This is a genomic window from Streptomyces sp. NPDC050439, assembly GCF_040655335.1.
Classification (GTDB): Bacteria; Actinomycetota; Actinomycetes; order Streptomycetales; family Streptomycetaceae; genus Streptomyces.
In genome coordinates, this window is record NZ_JBFAJT010000005.1 from 340,173 (window position 1) to 356,597 (window position 16,425).

Here is a 16,425-nt window from a genome sequence, read left to right on the forward strand (position 1 = left end):
ACGAACCCTTCAGTCCCCTTGACTCTCTTGGGTCCATGAATTCACAGGGCGGGCGCTCACGCCTCCCAAACGGCGGCCGCGGTCCTGTCGTCCGCGTACCCCTTGACCCTGACCTGGATGTCCGTGAGGAAGGTCGCCAGGCCCGGGGGGCCGCCCTTCGCCCACCGCTGGGTGAGGTGAGCGGCCAGTTCGGGTTCGCCGCGCAGGGGCTCGGCGAGGCCGCCGCTGCAGAGCATCAGGGCGTCACCCGGGCGGGCTACGGAGGCCCGGAAGCGGAAGGGTTCGCGGGGTGGCGGCTCGGGCGCGGGCTCGTACGGACTCGGGGGCGTGACGATCCCCATGTCCATGGTGAGCCGGTCGCCGTCGGGGGTTTCCGGCGGCACCGACCCGAAGCCGACCACGGGCGGCCCCGGGTCCACGGCGGCGTCGCTGACCTGCGGCTCGATGTCCTGCCATGCGCCGTCCCTGAGCCGGAAGAGTCCGCCGCCGCCGACGCCGAAGAAGACGCGGGTGCGGCACTCGGGGTCGGCCGTCAGAAGGAGGCAGCGCAGGGACGCCGCGTACTCCTCGGGCTCGATGCCGAGGTCGGCCGCGTGCGCGCGGAGCTTGCCGAGGCTGCGGTCCGTGAGCCGGTGCAGACCGCTCTTGAGGTCCCCGCGCCGGGCGGCCCTGATGTCCTCGGACAGCCGCTGATGGCTGCGGCCCACGGCACGCCCGATCCAGGCGCACGCCTCGGCGGCGGCGCGGTGGGCGCCGGGTGTGGCCCGCGCTCCGGTGGCCATGGCGACCAGGACGAGTGCGCTCTCCCCGGTCCCGAAGCGCGCGGTGAGCAGCGAGTCGCGGCGCGGCTCGCCCCGGTAGCGCGCGGAGTCCCCGCGCACGGAGACGGCCCGCAGGGTGGAGGTGCCGTACCGCGCGCCGTCGAGCACGGTGTCGGCGACCAGATCGCCCAGGTCGTCGGGGTCGGCGACGGGCAGGACGGTGGGCTCGGCGTCGTAGGTGGGCGGCCCGTCGCCGACGTACGGGACGGCGGCCACGGAGGGGTTCGGTGCGGGCCGTGTGGGCGGCGGAGGCGGCGCGGGCGGCTGCGGTGTGGGGGCCGCGGACTCTTCGGGCGCGCGGGGTGCGGGGACGGCGGTGGTGCGGCTCGGGTCTTCGGGCGGCCTCGGCGGCCCCGTCAGGAAGGTGACCGGCCCCGCGGACCCGGCGGACGGCTCCCAGGGGGCGACGTCGGGGCGGACGCGGGCGGGGGGCTCCCCCGGCGGCGGGGTTGGTTCCGGGGTGGATTCCGGGGCCGCGTTCCGCCGGTCCCGGAAATCCGGGGGCGGCGGCTCCGGGTCGGGGAAGCGGCCGGCGCGCGGAAGTGTCCCTTCCGTGCCATCGCCCCCCGGGGAGGAATCGACCGCACCCTCGCCCGCCGCCGCGGAAGCCGAGGCGAACCTGTCGTCGAGGGTGTCGGCCGCCTCCGCCGGACCCGTGTCATGAGCGGAGTCGTCGTAGAGCTGACCCCACCAGTCGTCCTCCTGGCCGGAGGCTCCGTCGTGCCTCTCCCCCTGCTGGCTCATGCCCCTATTGTCCACCGCAAAGGCCGTACGAAAACGGTGCATCCGGAAAATCCGGCCACCGGAAGAGTGATGAGGGCCGCCGGGCGGGCCCACCCCCCACGGGAGGACCGCCCGGCGGTGTCTGTGTGTTTATCGCACGTCGTAGGCGCGGGCCACTGTCTGAGTGACGGAACTTCCGTTCGTATCCGTCAGTTCGGTCCTGAGCCAGACCTGCTTCCCCGAGGCGCCCGCGTGGTCGACGGTGGCGGTCCACCTGCCGCCGGATGCGGACGTCTTGGCCTCGGTCCAGGTCTTGCCCTCGTCGTACGAGTAGGACAGGGCCGCCGCCTTGAGCGCGCCCGGCTCGTAACCCGAGTGCCCTGTCGCCGTCAGCCCAATCTTCTGGCCGTCCTTGGCCGCGAGGGTCTTCATGCCGTCCTCCGGCAGCCGATAGCGCGGGAACAGCATCGGGATGCCCTGCGAGTGGACCTTTTCGTCGAGGTGCGAGCGGAACGCCCACGTGGTCTGCGTCTCCGAGGACCGGTGCCAGACCTTCGAGCCGATCTTCCGCGTGTTCAGGGTGAGTTCGTACGCGGAGTCCTCCGCCGGGACGGAGAACACGCCGGACGGCCAGCCGGACTCGCCCACGACCTCGCCGTTCCGCTTCAGCTGGACGCTGCCGATGTCGCCGAACCCGCCCTGGATGCCCGCGTGTTCACTGTCGGCCCAGAATCCGGGCGCGACACCGATCAGGTTGCCCTGCCGCTCCCCCGCGAGGCCGGGACCGCCGTCGGCGTCGCGTGGCGCGGCGGGGGTGAGCACTCCCTCGTACCAGCTCTCGCTGCGCCGCTCCCCCTTCTCGTAGGTCCGCACCGGGTCGATCATGAATTCGCCGAACGGGAAGCTGCTGGAGACCTGGTGGCCCCAGCCGGTCGTGCCCGCCGAGTAGTACTCGGTGCGCTTGCCGGGGGCCGGGACCGACTCGATGTCGGCGAAGTACACCTCAAGGCCCGAGGGGCGGACGGCGGACGGCAGGTCCACGTAGTCCGTCGCCGTGCCCATCGCACGGTAGGTGGCCTCGTTCGCGGCGAGGTCCTTGTCGCGTACGCGGTAGGTGCGGTCGTCGCGGATCTGGCCGGTCTCGGGGAAGGCGAGGTTGTAGACGTAGGGGCTCTTGGCCGTGCCCTTCCACTTCAATTCGACGTCGCCGTCGCCCAGTTGGGCGAGCAGGGCGGTCGCCTCACCTGTCTGGATGCCGAGGACCGGCAGCGGGGAACCGCTGAGGCCGGCCGAGGGGTACCAGCGGCCCGGTGCCGTGCGGTGGGCGATGACGGCGAGTGCGCCCGCCGCCTTCGCGTTCGTGGCGACGGCGTTCGCGCTGCCGCTGTCCGGGACCTTGACCAGGGCGATCTTCCCCTTGACCCCGGCTGCCTCCAGCTCCTCCGGCGTACCGGAGCCGGCGTCCACGAGCGCTGCCTTGCCCGTGCCGTCGAGGTTGGCCGAGCCGGTCGACGCGGTCACGGGGTGCAGCGGCTTGCCGCCCACTACTGCGAGTTCGGAGAGCAGGGGCGCTGCGGCGCGCCAGTAGCTGCCGGACTCGAAGGTGCCGTCGGTGGCCTTGCCCTCCACGGACTGGTAGAAGCCGCGGATGGAGCGCGGCCCGGCGGCGGTGCCCGCGTGCACCCAATTGTCGGTGCCCCAGGTGCGGGCGAACCCGAGGGTGGCCCCGCGCACCTCGGACTTCTTGTCCGTCCTGACGGTGAGGCGGTGTGCCTCGCGGGCGTCGAGCGTGACGGTCATGTCCTTCTTCACCTCGACCTGGGGCCGGGCGATGTGCGTGAGCGAGTCGGTCAGGGTGCCGCCGTCCGCGTCCGGGGTGGCGATGAAGCCCGTCAAGAAGTAGGCGCCGGGGCGTACTTGGTATGTCTGGTCGTTCGCGCCCTCGTTGAAGCGCCGCTCGCCGGTGGCGTCGTCGGTGCCGATGAGGTCGACGGACGAGGGTCCCGCGGCGGGCTTCCCGTCGCGGTCGACGAGCTTCACGCGGAGGCTGACCGTCTCCGGCTGCACGTAGAGGGAGAAGGGCGTGGAGACCGCGACACCGCCGGACTTCGCCAGGACACGGCCGGTCACGTCGCCGTACTGGGAGCGCTTGAGGTGCGCGTCGGGGGCGAGCTTCAGCGGGACCTTGACCGTGGCCCCGGCGGCGACCTTCACGGAGCGCGCGCCGAGCTTTGCGACACCGGACTGCACGGCCGATCCGTCGTTGCCGGTGACGCCCTGCACGGACAGCTTCAACTCCACTGCCTTGCCGGTGGTGTTGGTGTACGGGACGTCGACCGTCGTACGGTCCGAGTGGTCCTGGGGCCAGCCGAAGGTGCCGCCCTGCACCGCGGGCGAGCCGAGCACCTTCTGGTCGACGGCGGCCTTCACGTCGAGCCGTCCGCCGCCGGTCTCGGTCACGTCGCCGGGGATGCGGCTGTCCGCGGACGACACGAGGGCCGACTTGATCTGCTGCGCCGTCCAGTCCGGGTGGCGCTGCTTGACCAGGGCGGCGGCGCCCGCGACGTGCGGGGTCGCCATCGACGTACCGCTCATGGACCGGTAGGCGTAGACACCCCTGCCGCCCGCGGCGGCCGCGGAGATGTCGACGCCCGGCGCGGCGATCTCCGGCTTGAGGGTGTGCGAGCCGTAGGCGGGCCCGCGGCTGGAGAAGGGGGCCGTCGAGTCGTCGCGGTCGACGGCGCCGACGGTCAGGACGCTCGGCGCGCAGCCGGGCGAGGAAACGGAGTTGAGGCTCGGGCCCGTGTTGCCCGCCGCGAGCACGAAGAGGGTGTCCTTGCTCGACTGCGCGAGCTCCTCCGTGGCCGTGCTCATCGGATCGGTGCAGTCGGTACGCGCCGGGTTGCCGAGGCTCATGGAGACGACGTCGGCCTTCTCGTCGACGGCCCACTGCATGCCCGCGATGATCCACGAAGTGGCGCCGGAGCCGCTGTCGTCGAGCACCTTGCCGTGCAGCAGCTCGGTGCCGGGCGCGACGCCCTTCTTCTTGCCGCCGCTGGCCGCGCCGCTGCCGCCGACGGTGGAGGTGGTGTGGGTGCCGTGGCCCTGGCGGTCCTCGTTGTCCGGCGACTCGGTGAAGTTCTTGACCGCGCCGATCCGGCCCTTCAGGTCGGGGTGCTCCGCGTCGGCGCCGGTGTCGAGGACGGCGACCTTGGTGCCCTTGCCGTCGTACCCCGCGGCCCAGGCCTCGGGGGCGTGCACCTGCTTCGTCGACCGGTCGAGAGTGGCCTTGACCTTGGCGTCGAGCCAGAGCTTCTTCAGGTCGGACGCGGCACGGGACTTGGGTGAGGTGATGTCCGCCCAGAAGTCCGCGGCCTTCTTCTTGTCGGCCTTCATCGCGACCCCGTCGACGGGTTCGAGGACGGGCCCGCGTTCGGCGCCGCGCGGAGTGGCGGGCACGGCGCGCGTGACGTCGACGGTCTTGTCGTACACGGCGATCAGCGGGAGCTGCTCGGCGTGCGCGTCGTCATAACCCTGGCGGACGAGGCCGGTGACGTTGAAGAGCTCCTCGTCGACCCTGCCGTCGGCGATCGCGTGGACGGCGCCCTCCGGGTAGACGTACAGGTCCTTGCCGGACTGCCTGGTCTGGACGACCGGCACCGTGCCGTCGGCGCCGGGCAGGGCGCTCGCACCCGCACGGTCCTTGCCGTCGGACGTCGTGCCGGACGTCACGAGGACGCGGTCGCCGGTGACGAGGGTGACGACGGAGCTTCCCTCGCCGCGTGGGGCACTGCCCACCAGCGGACTCGTGTCCGCCGTGGCCGTACGTGGCTCGGCCGCGGACGGGACGGCCGCGGTGACGGCGAGGACGACGGCGGACGCCGCCCCCAAGGCCGTACGCGATATCGGGCGCATCGCTCTCCCCAGGGTTGATGGGCATGCGGAACCACAGCCGAAAAGGGACCAAAGGCCCTAATCACGGCTGCCGTTGGTGCTGCGGTGGCGTCACCTTGGCAGAGAGGCGGGGGGTGCGGGGATGATGTCCTGGGGCGGGTTTACGCCGTGGCTGTTTCCCGCCAGGGCGCCGTCGGAACGGATCTCTGGGGAGGGACGTCGCCGCATGCTGGCTGCGATAGGTCTGGACGAGCTGCACGAATCGGCGTACCGCGCGCTGGTCGCGGTGGGCGCCGCCGACGTGCCCGATCTCGCGCGGCGGCTCTCGCTCGGCGAGCCGGAGACGGTCCGCGCGCTGCGCCGCCTCGAACTGCACGGCCTCGCGGCCCAGGCGTCCGGCAAGGCGGGCCGGTGGGTGGCGGCCCCGCCCGGCGTCGCGCTCGGCGCGCTGCTGACCCAGCAGCGGCACGAGCTGGAGAAGGCGGAGCTCGCGGCGAAGCTGCTCGCCGAGGAGTACCGCGCGCAGGCCGCCGAGCCCACCGTGCACGACCTGGTCGAGGTGGTCACCGGCGCGGGCGCGGTCTCGCAGCGCTTCCTCCAGCTCCAGCTGGGCGCGAGCCACGAGGTGTGCGCCCTGGTGACCGGCAACCCCGTGGCGATCACCGGCATGGAGAACGACGCGGAGGAGCAGGCCGCGGGCCGTGGCGTGACCTACCGCGTGGTGGTCGAGCGCTCCGTCCTCGCCCTGCCCACCGGCCTGATCGAACTGTCGACGGCGATCGGCCGCAACGAACAGGTGCGCGTCGTGGACCGCGTCCCGACGAAGCTGGTGATCGCCGACGGCTCTCTCGCGATGGTGCCGCTGACCTCGCGCAGGGCGGAGCCCGCCGCGCTCGTGGTGCACGCCAGCGGCCTGCTCGAATCCCTGACGGGCCTCTTCGAGGCGGTGTGGCGTGACGCGCTGCCGCTACGGCTCGGCGAGGCAGGCCACTCGGTCACCGAGGACGCTCCCGAGGGCCCCGACGGCGCGGATCTGGAGATCCTTTCGCTGCTGCTCGCGGGCCTGACGGACGCGAGCGTCGCCAAGCAGCTCGACCTGGGCCTTCGGACCGTGCAGCGCCGGGTCAAGCGGCTCATGGAGCTGACGGGCGTGACGACGCGGCTGCAGTTGGGCTGGCACGCGTATGAGCGGGGCTGGGTGGCGCGCTAGGGCCGGGCTAAGGGGGCTGTGGGGGCTTTGGGGCTTGCGCGGGCTGTGGCGGCTTGCGCGACCTGCGGTTTTCTCCCGCTTCCGGCACGCTTGACAGATGGGAGCCTGGGAACTCCTGCTGGTCGGAGTCGTGCTGCTGCTCGGGATCGGCGGAGTGCTCGTACCTGGCGTGCCGGGGCCGTGGCTGGTGTGGGCCGCAGTGTTGTGGTGGGCGCTGAAGGACCCTGAGCCGGTCACCTGGTGGGTCCTGGTCGGCGCGTCCGTCGTGCTCCTCGTCGCGCAAGGCATCCGATGGCTGCTGCCGCCGCGACGCTTCCGGCAGAGCGGCGCCACGCGCCGGACCGCCGTGTACGCGGGTGCCGGGGCCCTCGTCGGGTTCTGCGTGGTGCCGGTGATCGGGTCGCTGCCGGGGTTCATCGGAGGGATCTACGTGAGTGAGCGGCAGCGGCTCGGCGGGCATGGGCAGGCGGTGACGGCTACGCGGACGGCCATGCGGGCGGGCGGCTGGAGCGTGCTGACCGAGCTGTTCGCATGCCTGCTCATCGCGGGGGCGTGGCTGGGGGCCGTGATCTGGGGCTGAGCCTCCGGTTCACGTTCGTACGCGATACCAGCTCACGTCGCTGTTCTCGTTCACGTACATGTACGCCCATCGGATCTATCCCGACTCATTGACGCGGTGCCTCACCTTCTCTAGCTTTCAGCGAGGCAAAGCTCCGATGACTCCATGATTGCGATATGCGGCACTGACTCGGGAGACGCGATGGCCGGACCGTCCAGAAGAACCGTGCTCGCCACCGGATCGGCGGTCGGCGGCGCGCTGATGGCCGGCGGCCTGCCCGCCCAGGCCACCGCCGCACCGGCCGTACCCGCCGCACCGACCGCCCCCCGGGAGGCGGCGGACGTGCGCGTTCCAGGCGACCCCTGGCGCACCGTCCTCGACGACGCCGACCTGGTCTGGCAGAAGCTGCCGAAGACCTGGTACGAGGGCCCCTACCTCGGCAACGGCTTCCTGGGCTCGGGCATCTACGCGGAACCGAGCCCGCAGCCAGGCGGCGCGACCACGGCCCTGCGCTTCAACATCCAGCATTCCGAGGTGCAGGACCACCGCCCCGAGTTCGGCTCCCTCTTCGGCCTCGCCCGCCTGCCCATCGGCCACTTCACCCTGGAACCCGTCGGCAGGATCACCGGCATCGACTGGCGCCTGCGGCTGCGCGACGCCGAGCTGACCGGCACTCTCACCACGAACAAGGGCACCCTGAAGCTGCGCGCGCAGGTGCACACCACGCGCTCCGTCCTCGCCGTCGAGGTCACCCCGAGTTCGGGCGAGCGCGGCTTCCGCTGGGTGTTCCACCCCGCGGAGGCGATCAGCCCGCGTGCCGCGTTCAAGCCGCTGCCGGAGGGTTACGCGGGCAACCCTCCTGCCGAGGTCAAGGAGCACGACGGCGTCACGGCCGCCGTACAACCGCTGCTCGCCGGCGGGCAGCACGTCACGGCGTGGCGGGAGCGGACGCGGGGCGGCGCCCGGACGCTGTACGTAAACGTGGCGCACTCACACCCGGGGACGACGGCACGCGACCGGGCGGTCCACGCGGTGCGGAGTGCGGCGGTCCTCCCATACGGCGGTCTCGCGGCATCGCACCGGGCCTGGTGGCACGCGTACTACCGCAAGAGCTTCCTGTCGCTGCCCGACGCCAGGATGCAGCGCTTCTACTGGATCCAGCTCTACAAGACGGCGGCCGCCGCCCGCCGCGACGCCCCGGTGATGGCCACCTGCGGCCCTTGGCTGGAGCCCACGCCGTGGCCCAACACCTGGTGGAACCTGAACGTGCAGCTGGAGTACTGGCTGATCCACGGCTCCAACCACCTCGAACTCGACGCCGTCACACGCGCGTTGAGTGAATTCCGGGCCAACCTCACCCAGGAGATGGCGGCCCCCTATCGCGCCGACTCCCTCGGCATCCCCCGCACCACGGACCCGTCCCTGGTGAACGGAGCGTCGGTGACGGACGGCGGCTACGGAGTCGGCATCCCGGGCCAGGACCCACCGACCCCCGAGGTCGGCAACCTCACTTGGGCGCTGCACAACGTCTGGCTGAGCTACCGCCACACCATGGACGAGTCGATCCTGCGCGACGTCCTGTTCCCCTTGCTCCGCAAGGCGATCAACTACTACTTGCACTTCCTGGAGCCGGGCGCGGACGGCAAGCTGCACCTCCCGGCGACCTACTCCCCCGAGTACGGCGGCAACTCACGCGACTGCAACTACGACTTGATGCTGCTGAAGTGGGGCTGCCGCACGCTCCTCGAAGCGGCGGAACTCCTGGGCTTGGACGACAAGTTGGCGCCGCGCTGGAGGGCAGTGACGGGCAGGCTGACCGCGTACCCGACCGACGCGAACGGCTACATGATCGGCGCGGACATCCCCTTCGCGAAGTCGCACCGCCACTACTCCCACATGCTCGCGGTGTACCCGCTGTACGAGGTGACGGGCCGCACGGCGGAGGAACGCGCCCTGATCGAGCGGTCGTTGACGCACTGGGTCGGCTTCGAGGGAGCGCTGCAGGGCTACACGTTCACGGGGGCCGCGTCGATGTCCGCGCTGCTCGGCAAGGGCGAGGACGCGCTGAAGTACCTTGGGCAGCTGATGACGCGCTTCATCCAGCCCAACACCATGTACAAGGAGTCGGGCCCGGTCATCGAGACCCCGCTCTCCGCCGCGCAGTCCCTGCACGACATGGTCTGCCAGTCCTGGGGCGACACCATCCGCGTCTTCCCCGCGCTGCCGTCGGCGTGGGCGGACCTGACGGTGCACGACTTCCGTACGCAGGGGGCGTTCCTGCTCAGCGCTGTCCGCGAGGGCGGGGCGACCCGGTGGGTGCGACTCGTGAGCGAGGCGGGGGCGCCGTGCGTCGTACGGCATGGGATCGCGGGGGCGATCGAGGTGCGGGACGGGCGAGGGCGTCCGCTGCGGTACGAGGATGCGGGCGACGGCGCCGTCAGGATCACCCTGCGGCGGGGCGAGTCGGCGCTGATCACCGCCGAGGGAGACCGGCCGGATCTGCGGATCGCTCCGGTCGAACCGAACGAGGCTGCTCCGCGCTGGGGCCTGCCCGCGGCTTAGGCTCGCGCCATGACCGAATTCAGCGAGGCCGAGCGGGCGTACCTCAAGTCCCAGCGTCTGGGCCGGATGGCCAGCGTGGACGCGACGGGGCAGCCGCAGGCCAATCCTGTCGGGTTCTTCCCGCAGGACGACGGGACGATCCTGATCGGCGGGTACGCGCTGGGCACGACCAAGAAGTGGCGCAACCTCCAGAAGAATCCGAAGGTGTCGCTGGTCGTGGACGATGTCGTGAGTGAGCGGCCGTGGAAGGTGCGGGGGGTTGATATCCGGGGGGAGGCGGAACTCCTCACGGGGCCGCATGAGTTGGGCCCTCACTTCAGCGAGGAGCTGATCCGGATTCATCCTCGGCGGATCCATAGCTGGGGGCTTGAGCAGTAATTCTCCCCAACCCCGCCCCTTCCCAAAAACCGTGCCTGCGCCCCGGACCTACCTGGGGCTCCGCCCCAGACCCCGCTCCTCAAACGCCGGAGGGGCTGAATCTTTCAGCCCCTCCGGCGTTTGAGGAGGGCCCTCGCGCCGAGCGACCCGCGGCGGAGCCGCAAATGTCACAGCCGGGGGCGGGGTTGGGGACCAATCCCTAACCCGCCGCCAACACATGCCGCACCCCATACGACCGCCAAGGCCGCCACCCCTCAGCCGCCCCCCCCCCCGGCCACCCCACGTCCGGATCCCCCAACGCCCGCATCCGAATCAAGGCAACCACCCCCGCATCCACCCCACCCTCCAAGGCCACAAGACCAGCCTCCGCATCCTCCCGGTCCGCCCCCGCGTCCAGCCGCACCCGCCCGTCGGCGAGGGCAGTCGCCAGCTCGCCCAAAGGCCCCGGCTCCCCGGCAAGCGCGCCGGGCTCCGGGAAGACATGGGTCAGCGTCCCGCACGGCGCGTCCAGCGCCTTCCCGTACCGCTCCACCAGGAGCGAGGCAACATCGCGCCCCACAAGCGCCCGCACCGCGAACTCGTCGGGATCGGCGGCACCCGGCGACCGGAGGCCCGGCCGCGCCGCGACCAGCGGGGCGAGGCGGGGGTCGGCGCCGAGCCGCTCGTCGACGGCGTAGGGATCGGCGTCGAGGTCGAAGAGCCGGCGCAACCGCTGCACGGCGGTCGTGAGGTCCCGCAGGTCGGTCAGGTGGAGCCGCGCGTCCAGCCACCCGCCGACCCCGTGGTCGCTCTCCTCGACGGCCACGATCCCCGTGCCGTACGGCAGCCGCAACGTGCGCCGGTACGTCCGCCCGCCCGGCTTCCCACCTGGCTTCCCACCCCGTGCCCCGCTGACCTGCTCGATTCCGGCGACGGCCTCCTCGGCGAGCAGGTCGAAGACGGCGCCCGCCTGATAAGCCCCCCGGTAGGCAAGCCGCAGCGGCACCCCGGCCGCCGGGGTCGCCTGCCCGGCGCCCCCGCCGCGCGGCGCGGCGGCCCGCAGCGCGGTGGGCGTCAGGGCGTACACCGCGCGGATCGTGTCGTTGAACTGCCGGACGCTCGCGAACCCCGCGGCGAACGCGATCTCCGTGATCGGCAGACCCGTGGTCTGGAGCAACACCCGTGCGGTGTGCGCCCGTTGGGCCCGCGCGAGGGCGACGGGCCCGGCCCCGAGCTCGGCGGTGAGCTGCCGCTGCACCTGCCGGGGGCTGTAGCCGAGCCGCACGGCGAGACCGGAGACGCCCTCGCGGTCGACGACACCGTCACCGATCATGCGCATGGCGCGCCCTACGACGTCCGCGCGTACGTTCCACTCCGCGGACCCCGGCACGGCGTCCGGGCGGCAGCGTCGGCAGGCCCGGAATCCGGAGCCCTGGGCGGCGGCCGCAGTGGTGTAGTAGCGCACGTTCTTGCGCTTCGGGGTGACGGCGGGGCAGCTGGGGCGGCAGTAGATGCCGGTGGTCTCGACGGCGAAGAAGAACTCTCCGTCGAAGCGCGCGTCGCGGCTGCGAACCGCCTCGTACCTGGTCTCTTCATCGATCACGTAATCCAGTGTGCGGGGTGGGCGGCGCTTCGGCTGGCGGAATTCGGACACCGTGCTGCGGGGGCGCGGACACACGCCCCCGCAACACGGATGCTCCTAGCGGATACGGCCCCGCTTGGCTTCCATGGCCGCCTTGCCCTCCGCGCCCCGCAGCTTCCACATGCGCCGCATGTCCGCGCGGAGCTTCGCGTCCGTCTTGGCGACGATGCGCTGGTTCTCGCGGATCAGCTTGCGGTAGCTGTCGAGGCGGCGATCGGGGAGCGTGCCGTCCTCCACGGCCGCGAGCACCGCACAGCCGGGCTCGGCGGTGTGGGCGCAGTCGTGGAAGCGGCAGTCGGCCGCGAGCTCCTCGATCTCGGAGAAGACCTGGCCGACGCCCGACCCGGCGTCGAAGAGGCCGACACCTCGCAGGCCCGGCGTATCGATGAGGACACCGCCCGCCGGGAGCACGAGCAGATTGCGGGTCGTCGTGGTGTGGCGGCCCTTGCCGTCCACGTCACGGGCGGCGTTGACGAGCATGACGTCCTCGCCGATCAGTGCGTTGGCCAGTGTCGACTTGCCCGCTCCGGACTGGCCGAGCAGGACCGACGTACCGCCGGCGACGACGGCGCACAGGATGTCGACGCCTTCCCCGGTGGTGGCGCTGACCGGGAGCACCTGGACGCCGGGCGCCGATGTCTCGACGTCCTCGACGAGGTAGGACAGGCCCGTGGCGTCCGGCACGAGGTCGGCCTTGGTGAGGACGACCAGGGGCTGGGCCCCGGACTCCCAGGCCAGCGCCAGGAACCGTTCGATCCGGCCGAGGTCGAGCTCGACGGCGAGCGACACCGCGATGATCGCGTGGTCGACGTTGGCCGCCAGGATCTGCCCCTCGGACCGCTTGGACGAGGTGGAGCGGACGAAGGCGGTACGGCGCGGCAGCAGCGTCCGTACGTACCGCGGATCGCCGCCGTCGGGGTCGAGCGCGACCCAGTCCCCCGTGCACACGACCTTCATCGGGTCGCGGGGCACGACGAACTCGGTGTCCGCACGCACCGTGCCGTCCGGCGTGACGACGTCGCACTGGCCGCGGTCGACACGCAGGACACGGCCGGGCAGCAGACCCTGCGCCGCGTACGGGGCGAACTCGGCCTCCCAGTTCTCGTCCCAGCCGTAGGGCGCGAGCGGGTCCGAGGACGAGAGAGAAGCCTGAGGTGAAGAGGATGAAGCGGATGAAGCGGAAAGCGAGGAAGACAAGGGGTGACCCTTCACAGGGTGGCCCCGGCGCACACGCGCACTGGCGCGTGGAAGAAAGGTAGGTCAGCCGGTGGCCACGGAGGTGGAATGGACGGACTTCTCGATGCGGGCAGCGCCCATCTCAACGACAGCCATCGGTCACACCTCCTGGATCACACTCAACCGGCACCGGCGGTCAACGGACCGCCGGACGAACGGGACCAACCCTAGCCCCGCCCTCAGGCGGAGCGCCAACCTTTTTCGCTCCCGGCGGCGACGGGCTGCGCAGCCGCCCCCGCACCGCTGGCCGCCGTACGGGCCCGGCGCACGGCGGACAGGGGTGTGGGGGCGAGCGTCTTGCGCAGGTTGGTGCGCATCGTCGACGCGGCATCGAGCACGTAGTTCTGCCGGACCTTCCAGGGGCTGCGGTCGCCCTGGCGGGGGAAGGCGTCGATGGAGCGCTGGACGTAGCCCGACGCGAGGTCGAGCAGCGGGCGTTCGCCGAGGGTGCTCGTCGGTGTCGGTTCCACCGCCGCGTAGGCGTTGTCGCGCATGTGGTTGAGCACCTTGCAGACGAGGCGGGACGTGAGGTCGGCGCGCAGCGTCCAGGAGGCGTTGGTGTAGCCGATGCACACGGCGAAGTTCGGGACGCCCGTCATCATCGCGCCGCGCCACACGAACTGCTTGTTCAGCTCGACCGGCCGGCCGTCGACGCGCGGGGCGATGCCGCCGAAGGCGAGCAGTTGGAGCCCGGTGGCGGTCACGACGACGTCGGCCTCAAGGACGCGGCCGGACTTGAGCCGGATGCCCTCGGGGACGAAGCGGTCGATGTGGTCGGTGACGATCTCCGCGTCGCCCGTCTTCAGGACCTCGAAGAGATCGGCGTCCGGCACCGCGCACAGCCGCTGGTCCCACGGGTCGTACGACGGCGTGAGGTGGTCGGCGATCAGCCGGTCGTTCTTGACGATGCGCTTGTTGAGGCCGGTGAGCAGGCGTCGCGCGGCCTTCGGGCTGCGGCGGCAGAACTGGTAGAAGCCGATGGTGAAGAGGATGTTCTTCGTCCGCACGACCCGGTGCGCCAGGCCCGCGGGCAGTACGGCGCGGACGCCGTCGGCCAGCCTGTCCCGCGAGGGGAGCGAGCCGATCCAGGTGGGGCTGCGCTGCAGCATGGTGACGTGAGCCGCGGTCCGCGCCATCGCGGGGACGAGGGTGACGGCGGTGGCGCCGCTGCCGATGACGACCACGCGCTTGCCCGCGTGGTCCAGGTCCTCGGGCCAGAACTGCGGGTGCACGACCGTGCCGGTGAAGGAGTCGGCGCCCTCGAACTCGGGGGTGTGGCCCTGGTCGTAGTTGTAGTAGCCCGCGCAGGAGTAGAGGAAGTCGCAGGTGACGGTGGTCAGGGTGCGGCTGCCGTCCTCGTCGGTGCGCTCCAGGGTCACCGTCCAGCGTGCCGTCGCGGTGGACCAGTCGGCGCCGACGACCTTGGTCCCGTAGCGGATCTTGCGGTCGATGCCGAACTCCGCGGCCGTCTCCTTGATGTAACTGAGGATGGAGCGGCCGTCGGCGAGGACCTTCGAGTCGCGCCAGGGCTTGAAGGCGTAGCCGAGGGTGAACATGTCGGAGTCCGAGCGCACCCCCGGGTACCGGAACAGGTCCCACGTCCCGCCCATGGACTGCCGCGCCTCGATGATCGCGTACGAACGCTCCGGGCATTCGGTCTGCAGCCGGTAGGCGGCGCCGACACCGGACAGACCGGCGCCCACGATCACGACGTCGATGTGCTCGACCGGGGCGGCGCCGTCGTCGGCGGCGGTCCTTGCTTCGTGTGCGGAGTGCGTCATTCCTTCAGTGTCCGGAAGCACACCCGGCAGGAATTGACCCGGCGCGACAGATCTTTGACCCTGGACGACATGTCCGTGATCAGATCAGCGGGGCTCCGGGGTTTCCGCGCCACGGTGGCGGAGCTCGGGGGCGACGCCGAGGCGTACGCCCGGCAGGCGGGCTGTCCCACGGCCGCGCTGGACGCGGACGACGTCCTGGTGCCCGACGAGGCGATGGCCACCGTACTGGAGCTGGCCGCCGCGGACCTCGACTGCCCCGATCTCGGCCTGCGGATCGCGGCCCGGCAGGACCTGGGCATGCTCGGCGCCCTCGCTCTGGCCATCCAGAACTCCGAGACACTCGGGGACGCCCTGGAGTGCACCACGCGCTATCTGTTCGTCCACGCGCGCTCGCTGAGCCTGAGCCTGGAGCCCGATCCCTACGGCACTCCAGGGGTGGCCGCCCTGCGGTACGGGATGCGCGAGGGGTTCGAGGCGCCACCCCAGGGCATCGACCTCTCCCTGGGCTTCATGCACCGGGCGATCGTCTACCTGGTCGGCCCGTACGGCCTCGGCTCGGTCGAACTCCCCCACCCCCTGCTCGCTCCTTTGCCGGTGTACGAGGACTTCTTCGGCGTACCGGTGAAGGCGGACCGCCCGGCGGCGCTGCTGCGGGTTCCCCTGAGCCTGGCGGACCGGCCGCTCGGCGGCGGCAACGCGCACTTGCGCCGCCTGGCACTCGCGTACCTGGACGAGCAACTCCTGAAGGAGGGGGCGGACATCGTCGGCAGTGTCCGCGCGGTCGTGGCCAGGTCGCTCGGCACCACGCCACCCGAGATCGGCACGGTGGCCCGCCTGCTCAACGTCCACCCCCGGACGCTCCAGCGAAGACTGCGGGACGAGGACACGACGTTCGCCCGGCTCGTCGACGAGGAACGCCGCGGAGCCGCCCACCGCTACCTCACCACCACGGAACTCCCGCTGGGCCAGGTGGCGTTACTCCTGGGCCTCTCCGAACAGTCGGCCCTGAACCGCTGCTGCAGGCGGTGGTGGGGGGTGACTCCGCGGGATGTTCGGAGCACCTCTTGTGAAGCAGGCTCATAGGCGCGGCCGTTGCCGACCCCTCATGCTGGCGGGGTGGGACTCAATCCGGCCGAAGCGGCGATCATCGGCATGACGCTTGGCGCCGTGGCCTCCTTCTCCGGCGCCTGGCTCACCCAGCACGCGACGGACAGGCGTGAGCGCGAGAACCGCGTGTGGTCGCGGTGCATGGACGTCTACGAAGAGGCCATGATCGCCGTGCACCGGGTCGGCGCCCTGCGCGCGCAGTTGTCGGACACGGGCGACTGGCCGGACGGCACCGGTGCGGCGGTGAGCGACGTCCATGTCCTCGCTGCCCGGCTGGAGATCTACGCGACCAACCCGGTCCTCGACGCGCACTGGGCCGCCTTCCAGGCGATGCGCGCGTGGATCGGCGCGTGGCACGAGTGGGACAACCAGGAGGGGACGAATCCCCGGGTGAGTCAGACGGACCCGCTGTGGCGCGAATTCACCGCACGTGTAAAGGAATCAGAGGATTCCGACCATCTGCTCCTGGGCATCCTGCGCGAAGAGGTGCACGGAACGAGGAAACGAAGAGCCTGAGAACGTTTCTTGTGCGG

11 protein-coding genes are annotated in these 16,425 nt (G+C 71.6%); 6 read left to right on the forward strand and 5 right to left on the reverse strand.

Annotated elements, in window-relative coordinates; all coding sequences use genetic code 11:
• Window positions 1-56 precede the first annotated feature (56 nt).
• Complete coding sequence (locus AB0I66_RS22685) at window positions 57-1,565, reverse strand: protein phosphatase 2C domain-containing protein (protein ID WP_363209728.1); 1,509 nt, start codon at window positions 1,563-1,565, stop codon at window positions 57-59.
• A 129-nt stretch (window positions 1,566-1,694) separates the two neighbouring features.
• Entirely contained in the window at window positions 1,695-5,459 is a 3,765-nt protein-coding gene (locus AB0I66_RS22690) for a S8 family serine peptidase (protein ID WP_363209729.1), read from the reverse strand.
• A 205-nt stretch (window positions 5,460-5,664) separates the two neighbouring features.
• Here AB0I66_RS22690 and AB0I66_RS22695 point away from each other — a divergent pair, with 205 nt between their 5' ends.
• The 4 genes from AB0I66_RS22695 to AB0I66_RS22710 all read left to right on the forward strand — a co-directional run bounded on the left by AB0I66_RS22695 (window position 5,665) and on the right by AB0I66_RS22710 (window position 10,147).
• The gene (locus AB0I66_RS22695; RefSeq protein ID WP_363209730.1) at window positions 5,665-6,648 is read left to right on the forward strand and encodes a helix-turn-helix transcriptional regulator; all 984 of its coding nucleotides are present in this window, start codon (window positions 5,665-5,667) and stop codon (window positions 6,646-6,648) included.
• A 97-nt stretch (window positions 6,649-6,745) separates the two neighbouring features.
• Window positions 6,746-7,228: a DUF456 domain-containing protein gene (locus AB0I66_RS22700; RefSeq protein ID WP_363209731.1), complete on the forward strand. Its 483-nt coding sequence runs from the start codon at window positions 6,746-6,748 to the stop codon at window positions 7,226-7,228.
• A 180-nt stretch (window positions 7,229-7,408) separates the two neighbouring features.
• Window positions 7,409-9,769 carry a Tat pathway signal sequence domain protein gene (locus AB0I66_RS22705; RefSeq protein ID WP_363209732.1) on the forward strand — a complete coding sequence of 787 codons (2,361 nt, stop codon included), beginning with the start codon at window positions 7,409-7,411 and terminating at the stop codon, window positions 9,767-9,769.
• A 9-nt stretch (window positions 9,770-9,778) separates the two neighbouring features.
• Window positions 9,779-10,147, forward strand: a complete 369-nt coding sequence (locus tag AB0I66_RS22710) for a PPOX class F420-dependent oxidoreductase (RefSeq protein ID WP_363209733.1) — start codon at window positions 9,779-9,781, stop codon at window positions 10,145-10,147.
• Window positions 10,148-10,346: 199 nt separating this feature from the next.
• Here AB0I66_RS22710 and AB0I66_RS22715 read toward each other — a convergent pair whose 3' ends face one another.
• The 3 genes from AB0I66_RS22715 to AB0I66_RS22725 all read right to left on the reverse strand — a co-directional run bounded on the left by AB0I66_RS22715 (window position 10,347) and on the right by AB0I66_RS22725 (window position 14,785).
• Window positions 10,347-11,726, reverse strand: coding sequence for an AlkA N-terminal domain-containing protein (locus tag AB0I66_RS22715; protein WP_363210051.1), 1,380 nt, complete (start codon window positions 11,724-11,726; stop codon window positions 10,347-10,349).
• Window positions 11,727-11,825: 99 nt separating this feature from the next.
• A complete protein-coding gene (rsgA, locus tag AB0I66_RS22720; protein WP_363209734.1) occupies window positions 11,826-12,965 on the reverse strand; it encodes a ribosome small subunit-dependent GTPase A in 1,140 nt (379 codons plus the stop codon).
• Window positions 12,966-13,183: 218 nt separating this feature from the next.
• Window positions 13,184-14,785: an NAD(P)/FAD-dependent oxidoreductase gene (locus AB0I66_RS22725; RefSeq protein ID WP_363209735.1), complete on the reverse strand. Its 1,602-nt coding sequence runs from the start codon at window positions 14,783-14,785 to the stop codon at window positions 13,184-13,186.
• A gap of 69 nt (window positions 14,786-14,854) precedes the next feature.
• Here AB0I66_RS22725 and AB0I66_RS22730 point away from each other — a divergent pair, with 69 nt between their 5' ends.
• Window positions 14,855-15,868, forward strand: coding sequence for an AraC family transcriptional regulator (locus AB0I66_RS22730; RefSeq protein ID WP_363209736.1), 1,014 nt, complete (start codon window positions 14,855-14,857; stop codon window positions 15,866-15,868).
• 33 nt (window positions 15,869-15,901) lie between these two features.
• Window positions 15,902-16,408: a hypothetical protein gene (locus tag AB0I66_RS22735; RefSeq protein ID WP_363209737.1), complete on the forward strand. Its 507-nt coding sequence runs from the start codon at window positions 15,902-15,904 to the stop codon at window positions 16,406-16,408.
• Window positions 16,409-16,425 lie beyond the last annotated feature (17 nt).